The sequence below is a fragment of the Hazenella coriacea genome (genome assembly GCF_004341825.1).
GTDB lineage: Bacteria > Bacillota > Bacilli > Thermoactinomycetales > Thermoactinomycetaceae > Hazenella > Hazenella coriacea.
Genome location: NZ_SMAG01000009.1, coordinates 14,198 through 33,542, shown reverse-complemented (window position 1 = coordinate 33,542; position 19,345 = coordinate 14,198). Strand labels below are relative to the sequence as shown.

At 40.9% G+C, this 19,345-nt stretch carries 20 protein-coding genes; 1 reads left to right on the top strand and 19 read right to left on the bottom strand.

All coding sequences use genetic code 11. The features are described 5' to 3' along the window. Positions 1-6: 6 nt before the first annotated feature. Positions 7-372, bottom strand: coding sequence for an Asp23/Gls24 family envelope stress response protein (locus EDD58_RS12805; protein ID WP_131926187.1), 366 nt, complete (start codon positions 370-372; stop codon positions 7-9). Between the two features lie 313 nt (positions 373-685). Here EDD58_RS12805 and rpmB point away from each other — a divergent pair, with 313 nt between their 5' ends. Further along, positions 686-874 carry a 50S ribosomal protein L28 gene (gene rpmB / locus EDD58_RS12800; RefSeq protein ID WP_131926185.1) on the top strand — a complete coding sequence of 63 codons (189 nt, stop codon included), beginning with the start codon at positions 686-688 and terminating at the stop codon, positions 872-874. Positions 875-967: 93 nt separating this feature from the next. Here rpmB and EDD58_RS12795 read toward each other — a convergent pair whose 3' ends face one another. The 18 genes from EDD58_RS12795 to def all read right to left on the bottom strand — a co-directional run bounded on the left by EDD58_RS12795 (position 968) and on the right by def (position 19,312). Beyond that, positions 968-2,875, bottom strand: a complete 1,908-nt coding sequence (locus tag EDD58_RS12795) for a serine hydrolase domain-containing protein (protein ID WP_131926183.1) — start codon at positions 2,873-2,875, stop codon at positions 968-970. A gap of 354 nt (positions 2,876-3,229) precedes the next feature. Further along, positions 3,230-4,099 carry a DUF4097 family beta strand repeat-containing protein gene (locus EDD58_RS12790; RefSeq protein WP_131926181.1) on the bottom strand — a complete coding sequence of 290 codons (870 nt, stop codon included), beginning with the start codon at positions 4,097-4,099 and terminating at the stop codon, positions 3,230-3,232. A gap of 2 nt (positions 4,100-4,101) precedes the next feature. Next, entirely contained in the window at positions 4,102-4,653 is a 552-nt protein-coding gene (locus EDD58_RS12785; RefSeq protein ID WP_131926179.1) for a DUF1700 domain-containing protein, read from the bottom strand. Next, positions 4,640-4,969 (bottom strand): PadR family transcriptional regulator, encoded by a 330-nt coding sequence (locus EDD58_RS12780; RefSeq protein WP_131926177.1) that lies wholly within the window; start codon positions 4,967-4,969, stop codon positions 4,640-4,642. The genes EDD58_RS12785 and EDD58_RS12780 overlap by 14 nt, the downstream gene beginning before the upstream one ends. Before the next feature lie 506 nt (positions 4,970-5,475). Then, positions 5,476-5,559, bottom strand: coding sequence for a stage V sporulation protein SpoVM (gene spoVM, locus EDD58_RS15395; RefSeq protein ID WP_131926351.1), 84 nt, complete (start codon positions 5,557-5,559; stop codon positions 5,476-5,478). Between the two features lie 134 nt (positions 5,560-5,693). Further along, positions 5,694-6,356 carry a thiamine diphosphokinase gene (locus EDD58_RS12770; RefSeq protein WP_131926175.1) on the bottom strand — a complete coding sequence of 221 codons (663 nt, stop codon included), beginning with the start codon at positions 6,354-6,356 and terminating at the stop codon, positions 5,694-5,696. A 12-nt stretch (positions 6,357-6,368) separates the two neighbouring features. Beyond that, a complete protein-coding gene (gene thiT / locus EDD58_RS12765) occupies positions 6,369-6,929 on the bottom strand; it encodes an energy-coupled thiamine transporter ThiT (RefSeq protein WP_131926173.1) in 561 nt (186 codons plus the stop codon). A gap of 126 nt (positions 6,930-7,055) precedes the next feature. Continuing rightward, positions 7,056-7,715, bottom strand: a complete 660-nt coding sequence (gene rpe / locus EDD58_RS12760; protein ID WP_131926171.1) for a ribulose-phosphate 3-epimerase — start codon at positions 7,713-7,715, stop codon at positions 7,056-7,058. A gap of 2 nt (positions 7,716-7,717) precedes the next feature. Beyond that, positions 7,718-8,605: a ribosome small subunit-dependent GTPase A gene (rsgA, locus tag EDD58_RS12755; RefSeq protein WP_131926169.1), complete on the bottom strand. Its 888-nt coding sequence runs from the start codon at positions 8,603-8,605 to the stop codon at positions 7,718-7,720. A gap of 19 nt (positions 8,606-8,624) precedes the next feature. Then, a complete protein-coding gene (pknB, locus tag EDD58_RS12750; RefSeq protein ID WP_243648744.1) occupies positions 8,625-10,355 on the bottom strand; it encodes a Stk1 family PASTA domain-containing Ser/Thr kinase in 1,731 nt (576 codons plus the stop codon). A 39-nt stretch (positions 10,356-10,394) separates the two neighbouring features. After that, positions 10,395-11,141, bottom strand: a complete 747-nt coding sequence (locus EDD58_RS12745) for a Stp1/IreP family PP2C-type Ser/Thr phosphatase (RefSeq protein WP_131926165.1) — start codon at positions 11,139-11,141, stop codon at positions 10,395-10,397. Between the two features lie 154 nt (positions 11,142-11,295). Then, positions 11,296-12,336 (bottom strand): dual-specificity RNA methyltransferase RlmN, encoded by a 1,041-nt coding sequence (gene rlmN / locus EDD58_RS12740; RefSeq protein ID WP_243648740.1) that lies wholly within the window; start codon positions 12,334-12,336, stop codon positions 11,296-11,298. A gap of 148 nt (positions 12,337-12,484) precedes the next feature. Next, positions 12,485-13,615 (bottom strand): Ger(x)C family spore germination protein, encoded by a 1,131-nt coding sequence (locus EDD58_RS12735; RefSeq protein WP_131926161.1) that lies wholly within the window; start codon positions 13,613-13,615, stop codon positions 12,485-12,487. Next, on the bottom strand, positions 13,584-14,762 hold the full coding sequence (locus EDD58_RS12730) for a GerAB/ArcD/ProY family transporter (RefSeq protein WP_131926159.1): 1,179 nt from the start codon (positions 14,760-14,762) through the stop codon (positions 13,584-13,586). The genes EDD58_RS12735 and EDD58_RS12730 overlap by 32 nt, the downstream gene beginning before the upstream one ends. After that, on the bottom strand, positions 14,759-16,342 hold the full coding sequence (locus EDD58_RS12725; protein WP_131926157.1) for a spore germination protein: 1,584 nt from the start codon (positions 16,340-16,342) through the stop codon (positions 14,759-14,761). Before EDD58_RS12725 ends, EDD58_RS12730 begins: the two co-directional genes overlap by 4 nt. Before the next feature lie 185 nt (positions 16,343-16,527). Continuing rightward, the gene (gene rsmB, locus EDD58_RS12720) at positions 16,528-17,889 is read right to left on the bottom strand and encodes a 16S rRNA (cytosine(967)-C(5))-methyltransferase RsmB (protein WP_131926155.1); all 1,362 of its coding nucleotides are present in this window, start codon (positions 17,887-17,889) and stop codon (positions 16,528-16,530) included. Next, the gene (fmt, locus tag EDD58_RS12715; protein WP_131926349.1) at positions 17,889-18,809 is read right to left on the bottom strand and encodes a methionyl-tRNA formyltransferase; all 921 of its coding nucleotides are present in this window, start codon (positions 18,807-18,809) and stop codon (positions 17,889-17,891) included. The genes rsmB and fmt overlap by 1 nt, the downstream gene beginning before the upstream one ends. Positions 18,810-18,832: 23 nt before the next feature. After that, a complete protein-coding gene (gene def / locus EDD58_RS12710) occupies positions 18,833-19,312 on the bottom strand; it encodes a peptide deformylase (protein ID WP_131926153.1) in 480 nt (159 codons plus the stop codon). Positions 19,313-19,345: the final 33 nt, after the last annotated feature.

Genomic DNA, 19,345 nt, shown 5'->3' with positions numbered 1-19,345 from the left:
TCCCCCTTACTCTTCATTAACCAGACGAACACCTTGTACAAAAATGTTCACTTGGCTAACTTTCAATCCAATCATCTGATCCAATGTATATTTGACTTTGGCTTGAACATTATGGGCGACCTCAGAGATTTTCGTTCCATAACCAACAATGATATACATGTCTATGGAAATCTCTTCATGTTCCGTTCTAACTTCAATCCCTTTACTTAAGTTCTCTCGTCCTAATAACTCAGTAATTCCATCTTTTAATTGGCTACGGGAAGCCATTCCGACTAAACCATAGCAATCCATAGCAGCTACACCCGCTATGGTAGCGATTACTTCATCAGCTACATCGATTTGTCCAAGGTTTGTGGATACTTCTACACTCATCTCTATTCCTCCTATAGAGGTTCTTAGGCATTTCAACTAGGACAATTGTACAATAACAACCAACAGAATAAAAGTATAACATCCATCATCATTACTCAACTCCTATTTTCCTTGCAAGCCCCTCTTAGGTATGCTACAATGTGCAGGTGTTTAGTACTTATTCGTTGCATCGGTCTTTAAGATGAATGAACTCTGTATGGACAGACGCTTACAATGTAGAGTGTTTCTGTTTAAGGTTTCACTCTTTAAGTACAACCATTCGTAAGTGGAGTAAATCATAACTGTTCGGACGAATGAATAGGAGGTGCGAAAGATGGCTCGTCGTTGCTTTATTACCGGTAAACAAGGTTCTACCGGCAACAAAGTTAGCCACTCCAACCGCAAAACCAGAAAAAAATGGGGAGCTAACGTACAAAAAGTACGGATTCTTGTAGACGGGAAACCAAAACGTGTATATGTCAGTACCCGTGCCCTCAAGTCCGGTAAAGTAACTCGTGTATAATCGAGGATATTTTTCGATTACACAAACATGATAAAACCTAGTAGCGAACCACATTGCTACTAGGTTTTTTTACTTTCTCTATCACACTGAATTTCAAGAAAAATGAATGCTCAAGAAATTCCAGTAATATAGACAAAGTGGAGTGATGATCCCCAAAAAAACGAATATAAAGTAGGTTACTTTCACCCACCATTTTCCAATCTTTGCTTGATGCATTTTCCAAAGAAGAATAACTAACCAGATGGCTAGGAAAAAAGAGATGAAAGGTAAAGAGCAGATCACTTGGTTATACCAAGCTGGAAATCCATTTACAATTTGTAGACCTGAGATAAAATAAAGAGTGGTAACTGAAAAGACAACATGGATCACACTCATCACCCAAGCTACAAAACGGAACAAAGATAGCAAAGGTTGACGTTCTGTTTTTCTCCATTTACGAATCATCCACCCGATCACAAACCAGAGACTGGCTATTAAAAATATACCAAAAGCGACTAAAAAGAACGAAGAAGTAAAGATTCCCTTCTCATACCATTCCAATCGATCAAAAGTAACCGAGGGGTCAGTACTCACAAAAAGCTGAGCTTTCCCGTCTTTCTGAATCAAATAAATCCGTTCACTTCCATTTACTTCTTGGAATAGGCCTTGTTCGATTTCATAAAATTGTTTGACTTCACTTCCATCTCCAGAAGAAACAGTTAATTTCCCATCACTTTCAACTTTTACATGACGATATAATTGATCCACCAAAAATTTCAACCATTTTCCATATCCATGATGCGGATATCGATTGGCAAGGTAAGTCCCTTCAAACAACTTCAATTGTTGAACTGATGTTCCTGTTTGTTTTTGTGGAGGCATCTGTGTTGCAGGATAATAATGATCAAAAAATTGATCGATAAACTCGTTGATCAGTAAATGACCACTCCCACCATTCGTAGAAATAAAAATCCCAAGCTCTTTTTCGGGCACAAGATACATCATCGATTGAAAGCCATCGATCCCACCCCCATGTGTAATTGCTCGTAGCCCATTTTTATTAACTTCAAAAAGCCCATAAGCTATGCCTGGTAATTGGGGATGTTTAGTAAATTGAGTTTGATGCATCAGAGCGGCAGACTTTTCTGATATGATTTGCTGACCCTGAAACTTCCCTTTTTGTAGATGAGCGAGCATAAAGTTAGCCATATTAGGTGCTGTTGTGTTTAATGAGCCTGCAGCTGGTACATATGGATGCCCGTATTGGATTGGATTAAATTGAACGCCTGTATATTGATAGCTTTTGGCTAGATTAGGAACCACATTTTCTTTAAATTGAAAGCTACTTTGCTTCATTTGCAATGGTTGTAAAATCGACTGTTGCATATATTCTTCAAATGACTTCCCTGTTCTTTCCTCAATCACACCTCCTACCATACCCAATCCATGATTACTATATTGTGCTTGAACTCCAGGTGGATAGATCCGCTTTGGAAAAGAGTGTGCAAGATACTCCCCCGATGTACCTAATTGCTTTTCATCGGTAGTCTGAAGAGCATGCAACCATTCATCTAAACCAGCAGTATGCGTCAGCAAATGATGTAAAGTGATGGGCTGTTGATAAGATTTCTCTATTTGATAGGAAGATATGTAGGATTGGATATCTTGGTGCAGATCCAACTTCCCTTGATCCACTAATTGCATAGTTGCAGTTGCTGCAAATGCTTTAGAAATGGAGCCCACCCGAAACACTGTTGTCTCTCCAACAACAGGCTTTTTCTGCTCAAGATCTGCATACCCATAACCATCAACTAACTGGACTTTTCCATCTTTCACAATAGAGACAATCGCTCCAGGAACATGATGCTTCTCCATTCCTTTTTTAAATGAATCATCTACAAATTTTTGTAATCCTTCAGAGGTGATTTGTGGCTCATGGTTCCCTTCGGCCAAGGATGCTAGGGGGACAACATAAAAAATCATCAAACTCATCAATATACAGGCAAATATCTTCTTTAACATTGATGTTCCTCCTCCATTGATCTTTACTAACTATACATAGTACCAAGCAATAACAGGTAGTCGAGAAATTTTTTCAGGAACCATCTACACTTTGTTCCTGAGCATTCTGCCAATAATATTTAAATCATCCAGATCATCAAAGTCAGGGCTACAATTCAATTCACCCCCTTCAAATCTATCCGCTTACGTCCTCCTATCAGAAAAAGTGCACAGTGATTTTTATCATCAATGGATCTGGATTATCGATGATTTTCCACAGATCTTCGAAAAGATATCTTTGCTTTTGAATCAACTGTGCACGTAACTTTACTTCACTATTACCTATTTCAAACAACTGAAGGAGTAGCCACTTGATTATTTTTTTTCGATCGAAATATCCCCTAATTCAGTACTAACCGTAAGTGTGGGTGCATTCTCTACTTTTTCACCTACCAACCCTTGAAGCGAACCCCCTATAGGAGAAGCATTTTTCCCACTTGTTTTTGTATGAACCATGAAGTCAGTTTCGATCTCCCCTAACTCCGTCGAAAGATCTAATCCTAATGATTTCGGCTCCCCTGATAACTCAACATTCACATTTCCCAATTGAGTCTTGATTTTATTATTATTTTTCAAACTACTAACCGAGTTCATATCAACACTTCCCGTTTCCGTTTTGATATCAAAGGAAGCATTAATCTTTTTTAGCTTCATATCACCCAGGTTAGAAGTGCAAATCAGCTCGTCACCTTCAAATTCATCAACTTCAATCTCCCCAATGTCCGATTTTAATTCTAACTTTTTAGCCAACAATTTTTGGTCGATAGAGATTTCCCCAATATCAGATTTTATATTCACCGAATCATATACCTTTTCAGGTAAATAGACATCCAGATTTAGGTGGGACAATTTAAAAGACATTGGAAATTTATTTATATAATCTACAGTTATAGATAATTGATGGTTTTCTGCTGATACTTGAAAATCTATGTCTGCTTTTTGATTAACTGTTCCCTCTAACTTCAACTCAATTTGATCATTGGGGCTTGGATAAATATTGATATTAGAAAGCTTAGAGTTAATCTTAACTTGGTTGATTTCTTTTCCATCGATTTGTTTTTGTTCAATAACATCTTTTCCTACTACACCACCAATTCCATCCCATCCTAGGATATATAATAGACTGGAAATTCCGATGAGACCGACTATGATCATGATTAAGGAAATTTTAATAATAGACTTCATCACTATTCTCCTTTTATGAACTTGAGGTTAGACTCTACATAGCGGATAAACCAATGAAAAACGAAACGAGTGACACGATTCATCCCGATCCACAACAGCAAGCCCAATCCTGTACAAACCAATCCTACTGATAGGTTAAAAATAGCTTCTGGAAGTGAAGATACCCAGATGAGAGAAGCAAGCGAGGCAAGTGGAACGACTAGTAAAGACACAGCTACCGCATAAAAAGAAAACATAACTCCAACTAAACCGATGAATGGACCTAATACAAAAACGAGGTTTAAAAAACCTAACCCCAGTGATGCAAAAATCGCACGTGTGAGACTGGGGAATGAATTTTTCGTTTTGGCTTGGACAAGAAAGTAATCCGTAATTAACTCTTTAGCAATCTCCTTCGGGCTTCCCAGCGAACGAGCGATTTCAGCTTCCGTTCTCCCATTCTCTAATCCATGTCGAAAATGCTCTTCATAATCAACCAAAATTTCCGCTCGTTCCTGTTCAGGGATCTTTTGTAACTGTTGTTTCAGTGCATTCATAAATTCAACTTTGTTCATAATCTAATCCCTCCTTAATTAGCTGGTCTACTGCTACAGAAAACATTTTCCATTCCTCAATTAATTCCATCAGATACTTTTGCCCCAGTTCAGTTAGTTGGTAGTATTTTCTGGGAGGGCCTCCCGTAGATTCAACAAGATAAGTCGTAAAATAACCTTCTTTGGTTAAGCGTCTCAATAAAGGATAGATCGTACCTTCTGCAATCAAAAACTTTTCAGATATTCGATCTACTAATTCATACCCATAACGATCTTTATTTTTGGTAAGAACCATGACGCATAGGGTAAGAACTCCTTTCTTAAATTGAACATTCATAGGATCACCCAATTCTCCGCAAGGTACAAAGCATTAAAAGGTACTGTCTATTGATTATATATTAACACCGACTATAAAACATTGCAAGGTACTATTGAATCATTTATATAAAAAACTTTATCTGAGCTATTTTAGTCACATTTGGAACGATCCGATCAGGTTGTTGCTTCTCTGCCTCACTCTCGATTGCGTTCGCAAAAGTCACTCGCTAGCGAAACATCTCCCTCCTTGGTTTATCGGATAAAAAAATGTCTCCAACTACTTCAAGTATCTTTAATCAAGTCAAGTAAATAATTTTCTAAGAAGCATCAGATTATTCTTTTTTCGTCTTAAACATCACCAAAAAGCCTAGTTGAGGTCTTACTTGATCCTCTACTAGGCTCATTCGATTGAACTAAAATCCTTTTTACTTTTTCTATATCACTTTTTCACTGCATATAATTATGAAGGATTAGACAAGCCGTTTCCCTTCTTAACACTTCCCCAAAAATTCTCCATGGGGTGGTCTATTCTTTTTTGCTAAAAGCACTAATTAGAACTTTTACCACCCCACCGAGGAACTTCGGAAGCTTGATGGTATAAAACTTCACCCCGATTCACCCCTTACCCCAGTTGGTCAGCACGACTTTGAGCCATACATCCATCGTGTCTTCACTTATTTATATTCTATAGAGAACGATGTGTCCCTAGAACATGAGAAGAATTTATGATTGGAGCACCTTGCTTAATTAGTTTGATCATTACTCTCAATCACTAAGCAAATTCCATTTGTAAAGGTGATGGAAGCGGTTTCTCTAGCCCATTCGTTACTAACTCCCCGAGTTTCTCCTCTATATAAAGTTTCTTGGTGTAAGGGGTAGAGGAATCCGTCGGTTTGAACTCCTTCTACTTCTTTAGATACGGGGAGAATCGAAAGGTAATGGTAAGTTTCTTTTGGGATCTGTACGGTTGTAGGTCCAATCAATAAACGGATGCGATTCGTCTGATGGAGTAAAAAAGCATCCACCTTCCGTGTAGCAATCCACTCTAGTAATCCAATATTAGCGATCATATGATCAAAGCGAGCCCCACCCAATGCACCCAAAATATAAATTTCTCTTGGGTGGAAACGTAAAGCTTCCTCAATCGCCATATGAGTATCTGTATGCGCTTTCTCTACAGGCAATAGTCGAAATGGAATCTGTTGTGATTGAAGAGTTTCCATGTATGTAGCACCTGTGGTATCAAAGTCACCCACAACAAGATCAGGTCGATATCCTAGGCTGATACAAGCTTGTGCTCCTCCATCAGCGGCAATCAAAGTATCTCTATTTTTTCTGTAGCTTCTAAAGTCTGAATCGCTCAATTCTCCTCCAGCTACAATAAAAACTCTTTCTACATTTTTCATGACTAACCCATCCTACATGGTTCGAGATTTTTGAACCAAATGGGGAGCCCCCCATAAGATTGGAAGCATAACAATAAAAGTAATAATGATTTCAGGTAAAATATAAGATCCGTTATAAACCAACGAATAGATATAAGGCGATTGTCCTTTTGGAGCAAATTCAGCAAAGAAAATCACTCCTGAGAGGTAATGAGCGACAAAGCGTCCTGCCCCCGCAATAAATAAGGCTGCAAACGTTCGTTTTAACAAGCTAGCTTTTTCTAAATCGGTACGAACGGGGATCAAGCCAGCTAGCCCTAAACAAGCAAACGCTAACGGGTAATCTAACACAACTTGTAGGGGATAATAGACACTTCCCCCTAACAAGAGTGATAGTAAGCCTGTCAGTCCCCCAGCAATCACTCCTGCGATCCATCCACGCCGAAACGCTAAGAGTGCAATGGGGATCATTACTAAAGATATCGAGCCACCATATACCCACTGAAAGGGAGTAGCCTTGTGTAAAACGACTGCTAGTGCTGTTAAGATAGCAATTTCTACCATGACCATAATTCGTTCTCGTTGTTTACTCATTGCGCTCTCCTCCAGCTAGAATATAATCATAAATTCTGTTATTGAATGTATCCATTATGCCAAATGATCGGCATGAAAACCATGATACAGCCATGAAACTACAATCACTTCCTCTTTCACTTTCTCTTACTTTGCTCCAGCCTGCCGAATGGCATGCAGAGCCGCTTGACGGTCTTCCTTACCAAAGATCGCAGAGCCTGCAACCAAGACATTAGCACCATGACGGACTGCTTCTACAGCCGTTTCAGGGTTGATCCCACCATCCACTTCAAGATCTACATGCTGAAGTCCTTGTTTTTGAAGAAGATCATGTACCTGTCGAATCTTAGGTAACACCTGTGAAATAAACTTCTGACCCCCAAAACCAGGATTGACAGTCATAAATAGCACAAAATCAACATCCGTTAACACTGGTTCGATGAGGGAAACAGGAGTAGCTGGATTGATAACCACACCTGCTTTCACTCCTTGTTCTTTAATGAAGTGAATGGTGCGGTGAAGATGGGGACATGCCTCTTGATGAACAGAGATATAATCAGCACCGCTTTTAGCAAACGCTTCAATATAACGGTCAGGGTTCTCAATCATCAAGTGAACATCAAGGGGTAACTTCGTATGAGGGCGGATCGCTTCTACGACGAGGGGACCCAGTGTAATATTCGGGACAAAATGACCATCCATCACATCGACATGAATCCAGTCAGCCCCTGCTTGGTCTACTTCGATAATCTCCTCACGCAATCGAGAGAAATCAGCAGATAAAATCGATGGTGCAATTTTAATCATGGTTAGTACCTCCTCTGTTGATCTTTAATTTCATTTAGGAATTGGCAATAGTTTTGGTAACGCTCTAGATGAATCCCCTCACGTTCAAGAGCCGCTTTCACTTCACATTGGGGCTCATTAATATGAAGACAGCCACGGAATTTACACAAAGAGGAACGCTCACGGATTTCTGGAAAATAGCTACCCAATTCATCTGATTCAAAGCCTTGAAAAGAGAGCTGGCTAAATCCTGGAGTATCTGCCACTTGCCCACCCTGAGGTAAGGGAATTAGCTCCACTTGACGAGTGGTGTGACGACCCCGACCCAACTTTTCACTCACTTTGCCTGTTTCTAACACTCTCTCAGGCAAGATCTCGTTCAATAGCGACGATTTCCCTACTCCTGATTGTCCTGCAAAAACGGAGATGCGATCCGTTAAATAAGAGCGTAACTCATCTAACCCCTGCTTGGTTTTCACACTAGTGACGATCACCGGATAACCAGCAGGCTCGTATATCTGGCGAACTTTTTCGATCACCCTTTCATCCTCAAGCAAGTCCCATTTCGTGAGACAGAGCACCATGTCCAATCCTTCCCGTTCCCCGTGAACAAGAAAACGATCTACAGGCATCTGCTGAAAATCAGGTTCCCGTAAAGAACAAACAACCACCGCCTGATCTACATTGGCGATGGCTGGTCGAAGTAATTCAGAATGACGGGGGCGGATGGAGGTCACCACACCCTCATCCAACCCCGTCGCTTCATATTCAACAAAGTCACCAACCAGCGGAGTGATTTTCTTCTTAGAAAATTTAAAAATCCCACGTGCGCGGCACTGAAGCTCAGTTCCTTCTGTTGATCGCACGTAGTAAAATCCGCTGATGGCTTTCACAATCTGCCCTACAGGCATAGGAGACCTCCTTTACTTTTTAGTACTTGTTGTATTTAGCAGGACTACATCCTGAAACTTGTGGAACAGTAACATAAACCTCAAGAACTTCATCTTCACTAATGAATTCTCCTGGTTTCGGCTTCTGGTCATAGATTTTATATGTTTGAGAACCCTCGTTACAATGAATCACCCTTACTTTGTAATGGTACTTTGATTCAAATGTCCCCGCTTGAAGAGGATTTTTTACATCGGTTTCATATCCCCCGATAAAATCTTTAACCGGAACCCCATTGGGAGCTACAAACAAAGTAACGGTATCTCCTGGCTTTACCTTCGTTCCACTTTTCGGCTTTTGTTCCCACACATCACCAGGCGCGACTCCAGGCTTGCTCTCTGGCTTGATTTCATACTTCAACCCTTTTTTATCCAGCCATTTTTTAGCATCCTCTACATTACCTGAAAACAGTTTCAACTCAATCTCTTCAGAGGCATTTTGTTCTTGATCGCTACCACTACCTCCACTCATAAAACTCCAGACAGAGTCGAAGACCCAAAAGCTAATTCCGAGAATCAAAGCAACTGTAATCAGTCCAAAAATTAACTTTTGCCACCATGGGAGCGTTTGTTGCACATTGTCCAACCAGATGGCTGTCCGTTGGAAAAGTGTCTTATCTTTATCACTTGGAAAGTTTTTCAATGCCTCCAAGTTTAGCAACGTTTGCTGCCCAAGAGAGGATTTCCTTGAATTAGAGGGAGAAGATACTTCCTTCCGCCCTCCTCCTTCACGAATTTCAGGTCTTGAAGTAGGTGAGTATGAATGATCTGGTTCTGGAGTCGTAGTTACTGCTGTGTGTTTGGATGTCTCCTCATCTGTGATGGCGATCGTTTGGTATCCACCATCATACTGTGGTTCTTTAGGTCGATGTGAATGAGCCCAGTTACGATCCATGCTATAAGGAACCGCATAGGAGATTTCTTGCATCATGGCTCGTGTGGAAGCAAAGCGGTCAACTGGATCTTTTTCCATCGCTCTTAAGATAATTTCTGCGACAGAGTCAGGAAGATCACGATTTAAGTTCCGCGGATCTTCCACAGGTTCTTGCAAGTGTTTGAGGGCAATTCCAATCGCTTGATCTCCATCAAAAGGAAGTTGCCCTGTCACCATTTCATAAAAGACAATCCCTAAGGAGTAAATATCCGACTTATAATCAATAATTCCACCCCGAGCTTGTTCAGGAGAGAAGTAATGGACAGAACCCATTACAGAACCCTGCTGAGTAATGGTCGACGAGCTAGCTGCTCGAGCAATCCCGAAGTCAGTCACTTTCACTCGACCATTACTTCCCAATAAGATATTATGGGGTTTAATATCGCGGTGAACGATTTGATTGTCGTGGGCATGTGCTAAGCCATCACATATTTTCATGGCAATACTAGCTGCTTCTTCTGTGGGAAGTGGTCCGCGATCCTGTATATACTGCTTTAGAGTAGGCCCTTCGATTAATTCCATCACAATATAATGAGTATATCCATCTCGCCCTACATCATAGACGTTCACAACGTTCGGGTGAGAAAGACTCGCAGCTGCTTGTGCTTCCCGACTAAAACGACGTATAAATTCCGAGTCATTACTGAGGGACTCGCTCAACACTTTAATCGCTACATAACGGTTGAGGAGTAAGTCTTTGGCCTTGTAGACAACAGCCATTCCGCCACCGCCTACACGACTAACAATTTCATAGCGTCCCCCCAGCTTCTTCCCTTCCATCCGCATGGCCACCTCGTTCCTCCTTGAACCCAATTAAGATCAGGCTGACCGACCTGTATGTTTAAGAAGAATCAGGGATATATTATCTTTTCCGCCTGCCTCTAAAGCCCTTTTAATTAACTCATCTGCTTTTTCATCTAACGTCATCGTTGTTGAAGATAAAATCAGACCAATGTCTCGTTCTTCAACCTCAGTCGTTAGTCCATCTGAGCAAAGGAGTAAGAGATCACCTTGTTTCCAAGGCGTATCAATCACATCAATCTCCACTTCTTCACTCGTTCCCACTGCACGAACAATCATATTGCGCTGTGGATGATTACGAGCTTCTTCAGGTGTAATCTGTCCATGTCTCAATAGAACATTGACAAATGAATGATCTTCTGTAAGTTGATAAAGACCATCATTGTGCAACATGTATGCACGGCTATCTCCTACATGTGCAATCACAACTTCGTCTTCATCGGCAATCACCACAACAGCGGTTGTCCCCATGCCTTGGCACTGTGTTTTTTCCTGACCCAGATGATAGACCTTCTCGTTTGCCTTGCGTACAGCGTAGATTAAGAGATCACCTCGGTCTTTCGTTGTCCCATCTACATGCTCTAAACGCAATGTCTGTTCTATCGTATCTACAGCAAGTCGGCTTGCCACATCACCTGCTAAATGACCACCCATCCCGTCAGCAACAATGGCAATCACAGTTCCAGAGTTGGTCTGCAATATACCAGTACTGTCTTCGTTATGGTCACGTACACGCCCGACATCTGTTCGCCGTGTCATCTCCATACCGGTTACCCCTTTCCCTTTCTAGTTGGTACCCTTGTTTTGATGGTTCGGAGAGGAAATACCGCTAGTAGGTTGTATGCTACATTTTGTAGTATTATAAGAGATTTTCAGCACATAGAGAAACCCTAATATGATGATCTGAAGGAGCAATACATTAACTCAATTGACTATGCTTTGCTCGTAACTGTCCACACGCTGCATCAATATCATGACCTTGTTCTCGTCGAATCGTTGTACTTATTTTGTAAGAATCGAGAACTCGTTTAAAGTCAAAAATTTTATTTCTTGATGTTCGTGTGTAGTCTCGTTCTGGAACATAGTTGACAGGAATCAGATTCACTAAACAGTTCATACCTTGTAATAGTTTCCCTAGTTCATGGGCATGTTCAAGCTGATCATTTTTCCCACCGATTAGTGCGTATTCAAAAGTAAGCCTACGCCCTGTTCGTTCAAGATAGTACCAACAAGCGTCTAATAATTGAGCTAAGGGAAAACGGCGATTGATCGGCATCAAATTAGAACGGAGTTCTTGATTAGGAGCATGGAGAGAAATGGCCAAACCTACTTGCCAATCTTCATCAGCAAAACGGTAAATATTGTCCACTACTCCACTTGTTGATACCGTAATATGCCGTTGTCCAATGTTTAACCCCCGTGAGTCATTGATGATTCGAATAAATCGAATTGTTTCATCATAGTTCTCAAATGGTTCACCTGAGCCCATGACAACCACGGATTTGACACGTTCATCTGTTTCATCAAGAAACCGTTGTGCCTTCAGTACCTGTGCGACAATTTCCCCAGAAGTCAAATTTCGCTTTAATCCACCTAATGTAGAAGCGCAAAATGTACAACCAATGCGGCATCCTACTTGAGTTGTCACACAAACACTAATTCCATATTGATGGCGCATAATCACGGTTTCGATTGCATGTCCATCGTGCAGTCCAAATAAAAACTTCACAGTACCATCTTTGGACTGTTGTGTTGTAATCACATCTAGCGGTAGAAAATGAAAAGCTTCACTTAATTCCGCTCGTAGCGTTTTAGGTAGATTGCTCATTTCATCAAAGCTTTGAACACGCTTGACATATAACCAATCCATCATCTGATTTGCACGCCACTCTGCTTGTTTATGTGAAGACATCCATTGTTTCCACTGCTCATGTGTATAATCATATACAAATGGTTTCATAAAAAACTCTACTTTCTTATCCCTGGTAATATTACTACATAACCAGTTCAAAACTTTTCTTATTATATCAATCAACCTAACAGAAGAAAAGGGACAACACAAGAACTTTTTGTTTAACATTCAAAAAGTTGTTGTCAAAATAGCTTTATTAGTCAGCACTTACCCCTGTCCCTCTAATAATAACATGATAATTGATCTGCACAGGAATATTCGGAAAGTCTTCTTTCCAATTGAGTTTTTTCCATTCTTGAGGGTAATAAGCGTGAAGATAGTTACCTAAATAAAGACTATCCACTTGATACTCTTTTTGTAATTTTTGTAGTAAACTCTTTGCATGTTTTTCATACTCTTGTGCCACTTGTTGACCAACCCTTCGTGATGCCTTCACATCATCTAAGTGGAGTGAACATCCTTTTTCAATCACCGTCCCCTCCAACTCCACATCCACCACGATGCGTCGATCTTTTGTGAATTGAATCGATCGAGAAGCGCGATCTGGTTGAAATTGAACATGATTATGGGCATTCGTACAAGGAGCGACAATATTCCAACCCCTTTTTTGTTCACGAATATGTAAGAGTATGTTCGATTCATTCCGTTCCAAAACTCCTAACATCTGATCTTTTTCAAAAACCGCCAACCCTTCCCAGTTATATCCATTTTTCATACTACTCATGTAATTGAGCACAGGATGGCGAAAGTCAAAGTTAGAAATATCGATCATCATTTTTCCTAAAGTCGTCTCTGAGTACTGCCCAAGTCTGATATTATTTTCGATCATATCTTTGAGGTAAACCGTAGGAACTTGTTCCAACTTCGTCTCAGACTCCAAACCTTTTTTCGCTGGTCCCGAATGAACGACAGGCAAAATCCCTCGGCGGACTCCTGGGCTTCTCCTTAAAACATCCAAGACACCTCCAACTCCCTTGCGAGCTTGCTCTTCGCTAAATAAAATAGTTTGAGCATGCCCAAAGAAAAATGGTGAACTAGTGGTCTCAGAGATTTTTGAGATCGCTTCAGATACAGTTCTTGCCTGAGATGAAAATAGTTGCATCGCACCACCTCCACCCGTAGACTCCCCTCCACCTCCTCCTGTAATTAATGTCGCTACAGGAACCTGAATCGTCACCTCATATCGATTAGGAGGTTCTGCCTTGTCAATCGCCAAGGATATGGCCATGGTTCTCTCCTCAATATTTAGTTGATCCCAACATCCTGTTAGGAATACAAAACAAAGGATCCAAAGGCTACATCGACGAAGAGGATGCTTGCGAACCATGTTCTGATCCCCCTTTGAGCTTACGAATGATTGAGATCCCTAACAACAAAATAGGGATGAGAAAAGTGATAATTAAAGAAAAAAATCCATACCAATGAGTAAGTAGAAGTAGCATTTGAATATTTTCTGGCCATTTGGCTAAGAGAAAAGCTATCACTCCTAAGCCCCCTACAACCTTCCAAGTATGTCGATCAGGGATCTTAAAGAGTTGGATGATGAGTTGCACCAAAGCTACATATATGTTGACAATCGCAGTGAAGACAGTAATGACCCACAAAGATAGAACTCCCGATTCAAGTCCTTCAATGATCAAAGTGGGTGATTCAATCACCCTCACCACCTCCAAACCTGGCCACAAAATATGCTGAACTTCATTACTAGTAAAGATCCCTAAAGCCGCAACCAAAAACCCCCAATAGATGAAAAGAACAACCCCTAATGCGGTGGAGTGATATTTCAATGCTTGGTCTGGCTTACGATAAAAAGCACTAAATATAAGAATAACCTCATACCCTACAAAGGTATATGCTGCTGTAAGGACACTTTTCCACAACGTACTCCAACTAATCTGATGAAATAGTGGGAGTAGATTGGTCATCTCTCCTCGTTGAAATACAGCAAAAAAGATCAACAAAAAAGGAATAAAAGATAGAGGTAACAACAGTTCATTAAAACGAGCAATGACACTTGGCTTAGCTCCTGCTGCAATAGTGGCCGTTAACAAAAGGACACCGATAATCACCTCTAAAGGGGTTCTTTGTAACACACCTGTATTCATCGCTTCAGCGAACATCCGAGTCTCTAGTGACACTCCAGACATCCAAGCAACTGCCAGTACTAAAAAAATCGGTGAAGCCAACCCTAATCCAATCCACTTTTTCCGTTTACTTCCCAAGATCCGTGGCACAAACTGAACAATTGTTTGTTTCGGAAACCGTTGAATCAAACGGGTGTTAAGGTAGATTAACACCCACACCAAGATCCCTGCGATGAGCAAAACCCATACAGCATCATTACCAACACTTTTGGCTAACGTTCGAGGGAGAGTTAAAATCCCTATACCATAGATCGTCGATACAATTAAAGCAAATGATTGATAAGGCGTAATCGTGTTAAACAGCTGATCTTCGCTTGATTTGTAGATCATCCTTTCCCCTCCTGCTGTTCTCTTGACTTATCTTGAACACTATAAATACTGGGACGTTGATCCATCTTATTCCATGGCACCCGAATTAAAGAGTCACGCAAGTTTTTCCAACTAAATGGAGCATACGGGGCCATATAAGGAACACCAAAAGATCGAAGTTGAACCAAGTGCAAAGTCATAATCAGTAGTCCAATCATCACCCCATACAAACCAAATACTGCGGCTAAAAACATCAGTGGGAAGCGGAGTAAACGGACAGAAATCGCTGCATTGTAACTAGGATTCGCGTATGAACTAATCGTGGTCAATCCAACCACAATCACCATCGCAGGGGATACAAGACCCGCTTCTACAGCTGCATTTCCGATGACTAGGGCACCAACAATCCCAATTGTGGGTCCGATCGGTCCTGGAATCCGCACACTTGCTTCTCGTAGTATTTCTACACTTAATTCCATTCCTAACGCTTCAATAATCGGGGGAAATGGCACAGGTGACCTTCCTGCGGCAATCGCAATGGCTAACTTTGAAGGAATCATTTCAGGATGAAATGAGACAAACGAAATATAGAGAGCAGGGAGCATTAAAGCAATAAATAGACTAATTAAGCGAACGAATCGAAGAAAGCTTGAAATCAAATACCGCTCATAATAATCTTCTGGACTATAATAAAATTGGGTAAAAACAGCAGGAGCAATCAAGGCATGGGGGCTACCATCCACTAAAATAGCTACTTTGCCTTCCAGTAAATGTCCTACCACAGCATCAGGTCGCTCTGTATTTTGAACTTGTGGAAACGGAGTCCAAGTCTGATCCTGAATAAACTCTTCAATATATCCGCTTTCCAATACCCCATCAATCTCAATACCTTGGATCCGACTTGTCACTTCCTTAACTAAATTGTAATCTGTCAAGCCCTCAATATATAACAAGCTAACTGCGGTTTGAGTACGCTTGCCTAAAGTAAACAATTGAATTCGTAGGTTAGGATCTTTCAACCGACGGCGAATCATCCCCCAACTAAAAGCAATCGTCTCACTTAATCCTTCTCTAGATCCTCTCACGACTGCTTCCGAACGGGGTTCATCGATCCCTTTGGTCTGCCATCCTTTACTCCCAATCACAAACACCTGGTCTAAACCATCAATCAACACAATAGAATCTCCAGACAAAATTCCATCCACAACTTTTTTCATTTCAGAAGTGGGTTTAATTTCACCTGCATTTATTAAGCTGTCATGAACTCGATCCTTGAGATTACTTTCTTTATGTTCACCATAAGCTCTACATTCCATCAGAGGTCGAATTACAAAGTTATGAATCAACTCTTTATTAACTAGCTCATCAATATACAGTACGGCAGCTCGGATTCTTGGATTTCCCTCGATGTCCAAAGTACGTGTTACTAAATCAGCACAATCTCCAAAAATATTTTTAATAAAATTCAAGTTAGTATCTAACTCTTTAAAAACAACTAGATCACTCACCGATTTTTCTAGTTGCTCTACATAATGTTGCTCTAAAGCTTTAGCCATCTTCTTTTTAGAACGTTTTAAACGAAAGGGTCGTTTTGAGCTCATCTTTATCACCAGTCTTAACTTTTCACCAGTCTTAGCAAAACATACATATAAATAAATAAAACAACCATTCTGCAGCCAACACAGAATGGTTGTTTTATGAACTAATCGGACTCCAAATCCCGATGGGACATAGTTAGTCAAACCCTACATCTATTCCCCAATATCTTGAAATGATTAGGGTTAAGCTATACTCTCTTTTTAATCAAACGAGAGATGAAAAAGCCATCACTTTGAAAATGATGTGGTAATATTTGAATCCAACCAGGACCCTTGATCACTCGATCTTGAAGTTCAGGAGGAAGATCAGTGGTGATCGTTTTATCCAATATAAAGTCAGGGTGATCTTTAACAAACCGGGTGATCTGTTCACAGTTTTCACTAGGTTCCCAGGTACATGTACTATATACGAGAGTTCCTCCTGGTTTCAACAGAGTCGTAAGGGTTTCTAGTATGTCCTGTTGGACTTGAACCAGAGCCTGCACATCTTGGACTTCTTTACCCCATTTGATATCTGGCTTTCGGTGAATCACACCCAATCCAGAGCAAGGAGCATCTAGTAAAATGGCATCATATTGCTCACCTTGAAGACGTTGAGACAGTTGTCGAGCATCGCAAGAGTGAGTTTTAACGATCTCAATTCCCAATCGACGAACTTGAGATTGAATGAGATCCATTTTATGCGGATGAATATCATTGGCAAGGATGACACCCTCATTGTTCATCAATTGTGCAAGATGAGTGGTTTTACTCCCTGGAGCCGCACAAGCATCCAATACCTTCATCCCCGGTTTTGGGGATAAGATTTGACCAACAAGCATCGAACTCTCATCTTGAATGGTACAAGCTCCTTGTTCAAAAAGACGACTATATGCTGGATTTCCACCTTTCCGTATAATCACTCCATCTGGAACGAGCTCAGAAGGGATCGCTTCCCCTTCTTCAGTTTGATTCCATTGAGTAATAAACGTTTCACGATCCATTTGTAAAGTATTCACTCGAACACATACTTTAGGTGGAATGAGGTTCGCTTCACAAACTTGACGAGCCACTTCTTCTCCATAAGCCATTTCCAAGTGTTTAATCATCCAGGCTGGGTGCGAATAGGCAATCGCTTTTTGAGTGAGCGAGCGAGGATGACTAGGTGGACTTAACTCGTGTTTCCGACGCAAATAATTTCGTAATACACCATTCACCAGTTTGGAAACACCTAGATACCCTCTCCGTTTAGTCAATTGAACGGTTTCATGAACTGCTGCACGTTCCGGAATTTTGTCTAAATAAGCAAGCTGGTATAATCCCAATCGCAATACTTGTTTGACCCATGGTTCTAAGGAACGGGCTTTCTTAACTAATTGTAAAATCATCCAATCTAAGGTGTTTTGACGCTGTATACAACCATAGACAAGCTCAGTAACTAATCGCTTATCTCGTGGGTCTAGATTAGATTGCTGTAAATGTTGATTAAGTGCGAGATTACTATATGCTTGTTGTACTTCAATCTGTATTAATATATCTAACGCAACTTCACGAGCTGTGGGACGAGCCATTATTCATCACCTAACCGTTCTCCTGCCTCCATTTGATGCCCTCGGATAAACTCCGATACTGACATTCTTTTCTTACCCGCAGGTTGAATATCAGTTAACTTTAGACATCCTTCGCCTGTGGATACCACAATCCCCTCTTCATCTACTCGCTTGACTGTACCAGGGATCGCATCGGCAGATTCTTCTAAAACGTGTGCCCACCAAATCTTAAATGGCTTTCCATGCCATACGGTAAACGCCACAGGCCATGGATGTAATCCTCTAATTTGATTGGTGAGTTGCTTAGCCGAGCGTGACCAATCAATCTTTTCATCATCACGTTTAATATTAGGGGCATATGTAACTTGAGTCTCATCTTGGGCAATCGGAGTAAGTTCCCCTTTTAATAACGGAGGCAAAGTTTCTGTTAACAATTCTGCACCGACTTGACTTAATTTATCATGCATCGTACCCACATGATCAGTCTCAGTGATCGGAATCGCTCGCTGGGCGATCATATCTCCAGCATCTAAAGCTTTCACCATATACATAATCGTGACACCAGTCTCTTCTTCTCCATCAATAATCGCTTGATGAATAGGTGCCCCACCGCGATACTTGGGTAATAGAGAAGCATGCACATTGATACATCCATATTTCGGTACTTTTAATAAAGATTCTGGCAAAATCTGCCCATAGGCAGCTGTAACAATCAAATCGGGTTGATAGGAGAGTACCTTTTCGACATTTACTGGATCACGCAACTTTTCAGGTTGAAATACAGGGATTCCATATCTCTCTGCAACTACTTTCACAGGGGTTGGGGTGATCACTTTTTTTCTACCTTTAGGACGATCGGGTTGTGTAACCACCGTAACTACATCGTACTTTTCTTGGATTAGGGCAGTTAAAGAGGGCACCGCAAAATCTGGGGTACCCATAAAAACGATTCTTATGGATGGGCTCAATCTACATCCTCCTCACCTTCACTCGGACGAAATACTCGCTCAGCAACATCGATAAATAAAACCCCATTCAAATGATCCACCTCATGTTGGAAGGCGCGAGCCAAATAGCCTTCCGCCTCCATCTCAATGGGATTACCATGTCTGTCTTGCCCACGTAATCGAATCCATTGGGAGCGTCTCACTTCACCTGAAAGATTAGGAATGCTTAAGCAACCTTCCGGCGGAGAAATTTGTTCACCTTTTCTCTGAATGATCTCAGGGTTTACCATCTCGATTAAACCATCGCCAACGTCAACCACAATCACCCTTTTTAAAATAGCGACTTGAGGTGCAGCCAATCCAACTCCTAAAGCATCGTACATGGTCTCAGCCATATCATCCAAGAGCTTGTGTAAATGATTATTAAATTTAGTTACGGGTTTAGACTGTTCCTTTAAAATCGGGTCTGGATATTTAATGATATTTCGAATCGCCATCTTGATTAACTCCTCTCTAGCTTTCAAAGTAAT

Coding starts and splice junctions, on each gene's coding strand:
- EDD58_RS12785 (WP_131926179.1), bottom strand. CDS start 4,653: ATGAACAAAGTTGAATTTATGAATGCACTGAAACAACAGTTACAAAAG.
- def (WP_131926153.1), bottom strand. CDS start 19,312: ATGGCGATTCGAAATATCATTAAATATCCAGACCCGATTTTAAAGGAA.
- fmt (WP_131926349.1), bottom strand. CDS start 18,809: ATGGGTACCCCAGATTTTGCGGTGCCCTCTTTAACTGCCCTAATCCAA.
- pknB (WP_243648744.1), bottom strand. CDS start 10,355: ATGGAAGGGAAGAAGCTGGGGGGACGCTATGAAATTGTTAGTCGTGTA.
- rlmN (WP_243648740.1), bottom strand. CDS start 12,336: ATGAAACCATTTGTATATGATTATACACATGAGCAGTGGAAACAATGG.
- EDD58_RS12790 (WP_131926181.1), bottom strand. CDS start 4,099: ATGAAGTCTATTATTAAAATTTCCTTAATCATGATCATAGTCGGTCTC.
- EDD58_RS12805 (WP_131926187.1), bottom strand. CDS start 372: ATGAGTGTAGAAGTATCCACAAACCTTGGACAAATCGATGTAGCTGAT.
- rsgA (WP_131926169.1), bottom strand. CDS start 8,605: ATGCCTGTAGGGCAGATTGTGAAAGCCATCAGCGGATTTTACTACGTG.
- rsmB (WP_131926155.1), bottom strand. CDS start 17,889: ATGGCTCGTCCCACAGCTCGTGAAGTTGCGTTAGATATATTAATACAG.
- EDD58_RS12725 (WP_131926157.1), bottom strand. CDS start 16,342: ATGAGCTCAAAACGACCCTTTCGTTTAAAACGTTCTAAAAAGAAGATG.
- EDD58_RS12735 (WP_131926161.1), bottom strand. CDS start 13,615: ATGGTTCGCAAGCATCCTCTTCGTCGATGTAGCCTTTGGATCCTTTGT.
- rpmB (WP_131926185.1), top strand. CDS start 686: ATGGCTCGTCGTTGCTTTATTACCGGTAAACAAGGTTCTACCGGCAAC.
- EDD58_RS12745 (WP_131926165.1), bottom strand. CDS start 11,141: ATGGAGATGACACGGCGAACAGATGTCGGGCGTGTACGTGACCATAAC.
- EDD58_RS12795 (WP_131926183.1), bottom strand. CDS start 2,875: ATGTTAAAGAAGATATTTGCCTGTATATTGATGAGTTTGATGATTTTT.
- rpe (WP_131926171.1), bottom strand. CDS start 7,715: ATGATTAAAATTGCACCATCGATTTTATCTGCTGATTTCTCTCGATTG.
- EDD58_RS12780 (WP_131926177.1), bottom strand. CDS start 4,969: ATGAATGTTCAATTTAAGAAAGGAGTTCTTACCCTATGCGTCATGGTT.
- EDD58_RS12770 (WP_131926175.1), bottom strand. CDS start 6,356: ATGAAAAATGTAGAAAGAGTTTTTATTGTAGCTGGAGGAGAATTGAGC.
- EDD58_RS12730 (WP_131926159.1), bottom strand. CDS start 14,762: ATGATCTACAAATCAAGCGAAGATCAGCTGTTTAACACGATTACGCCT.
- thiT (WP_131926173.1), bottom strand. CDS start 6,929: ATGAGTAAACAACGAGAACGAATTATGGTCATGGTAGAAATTGCTATC.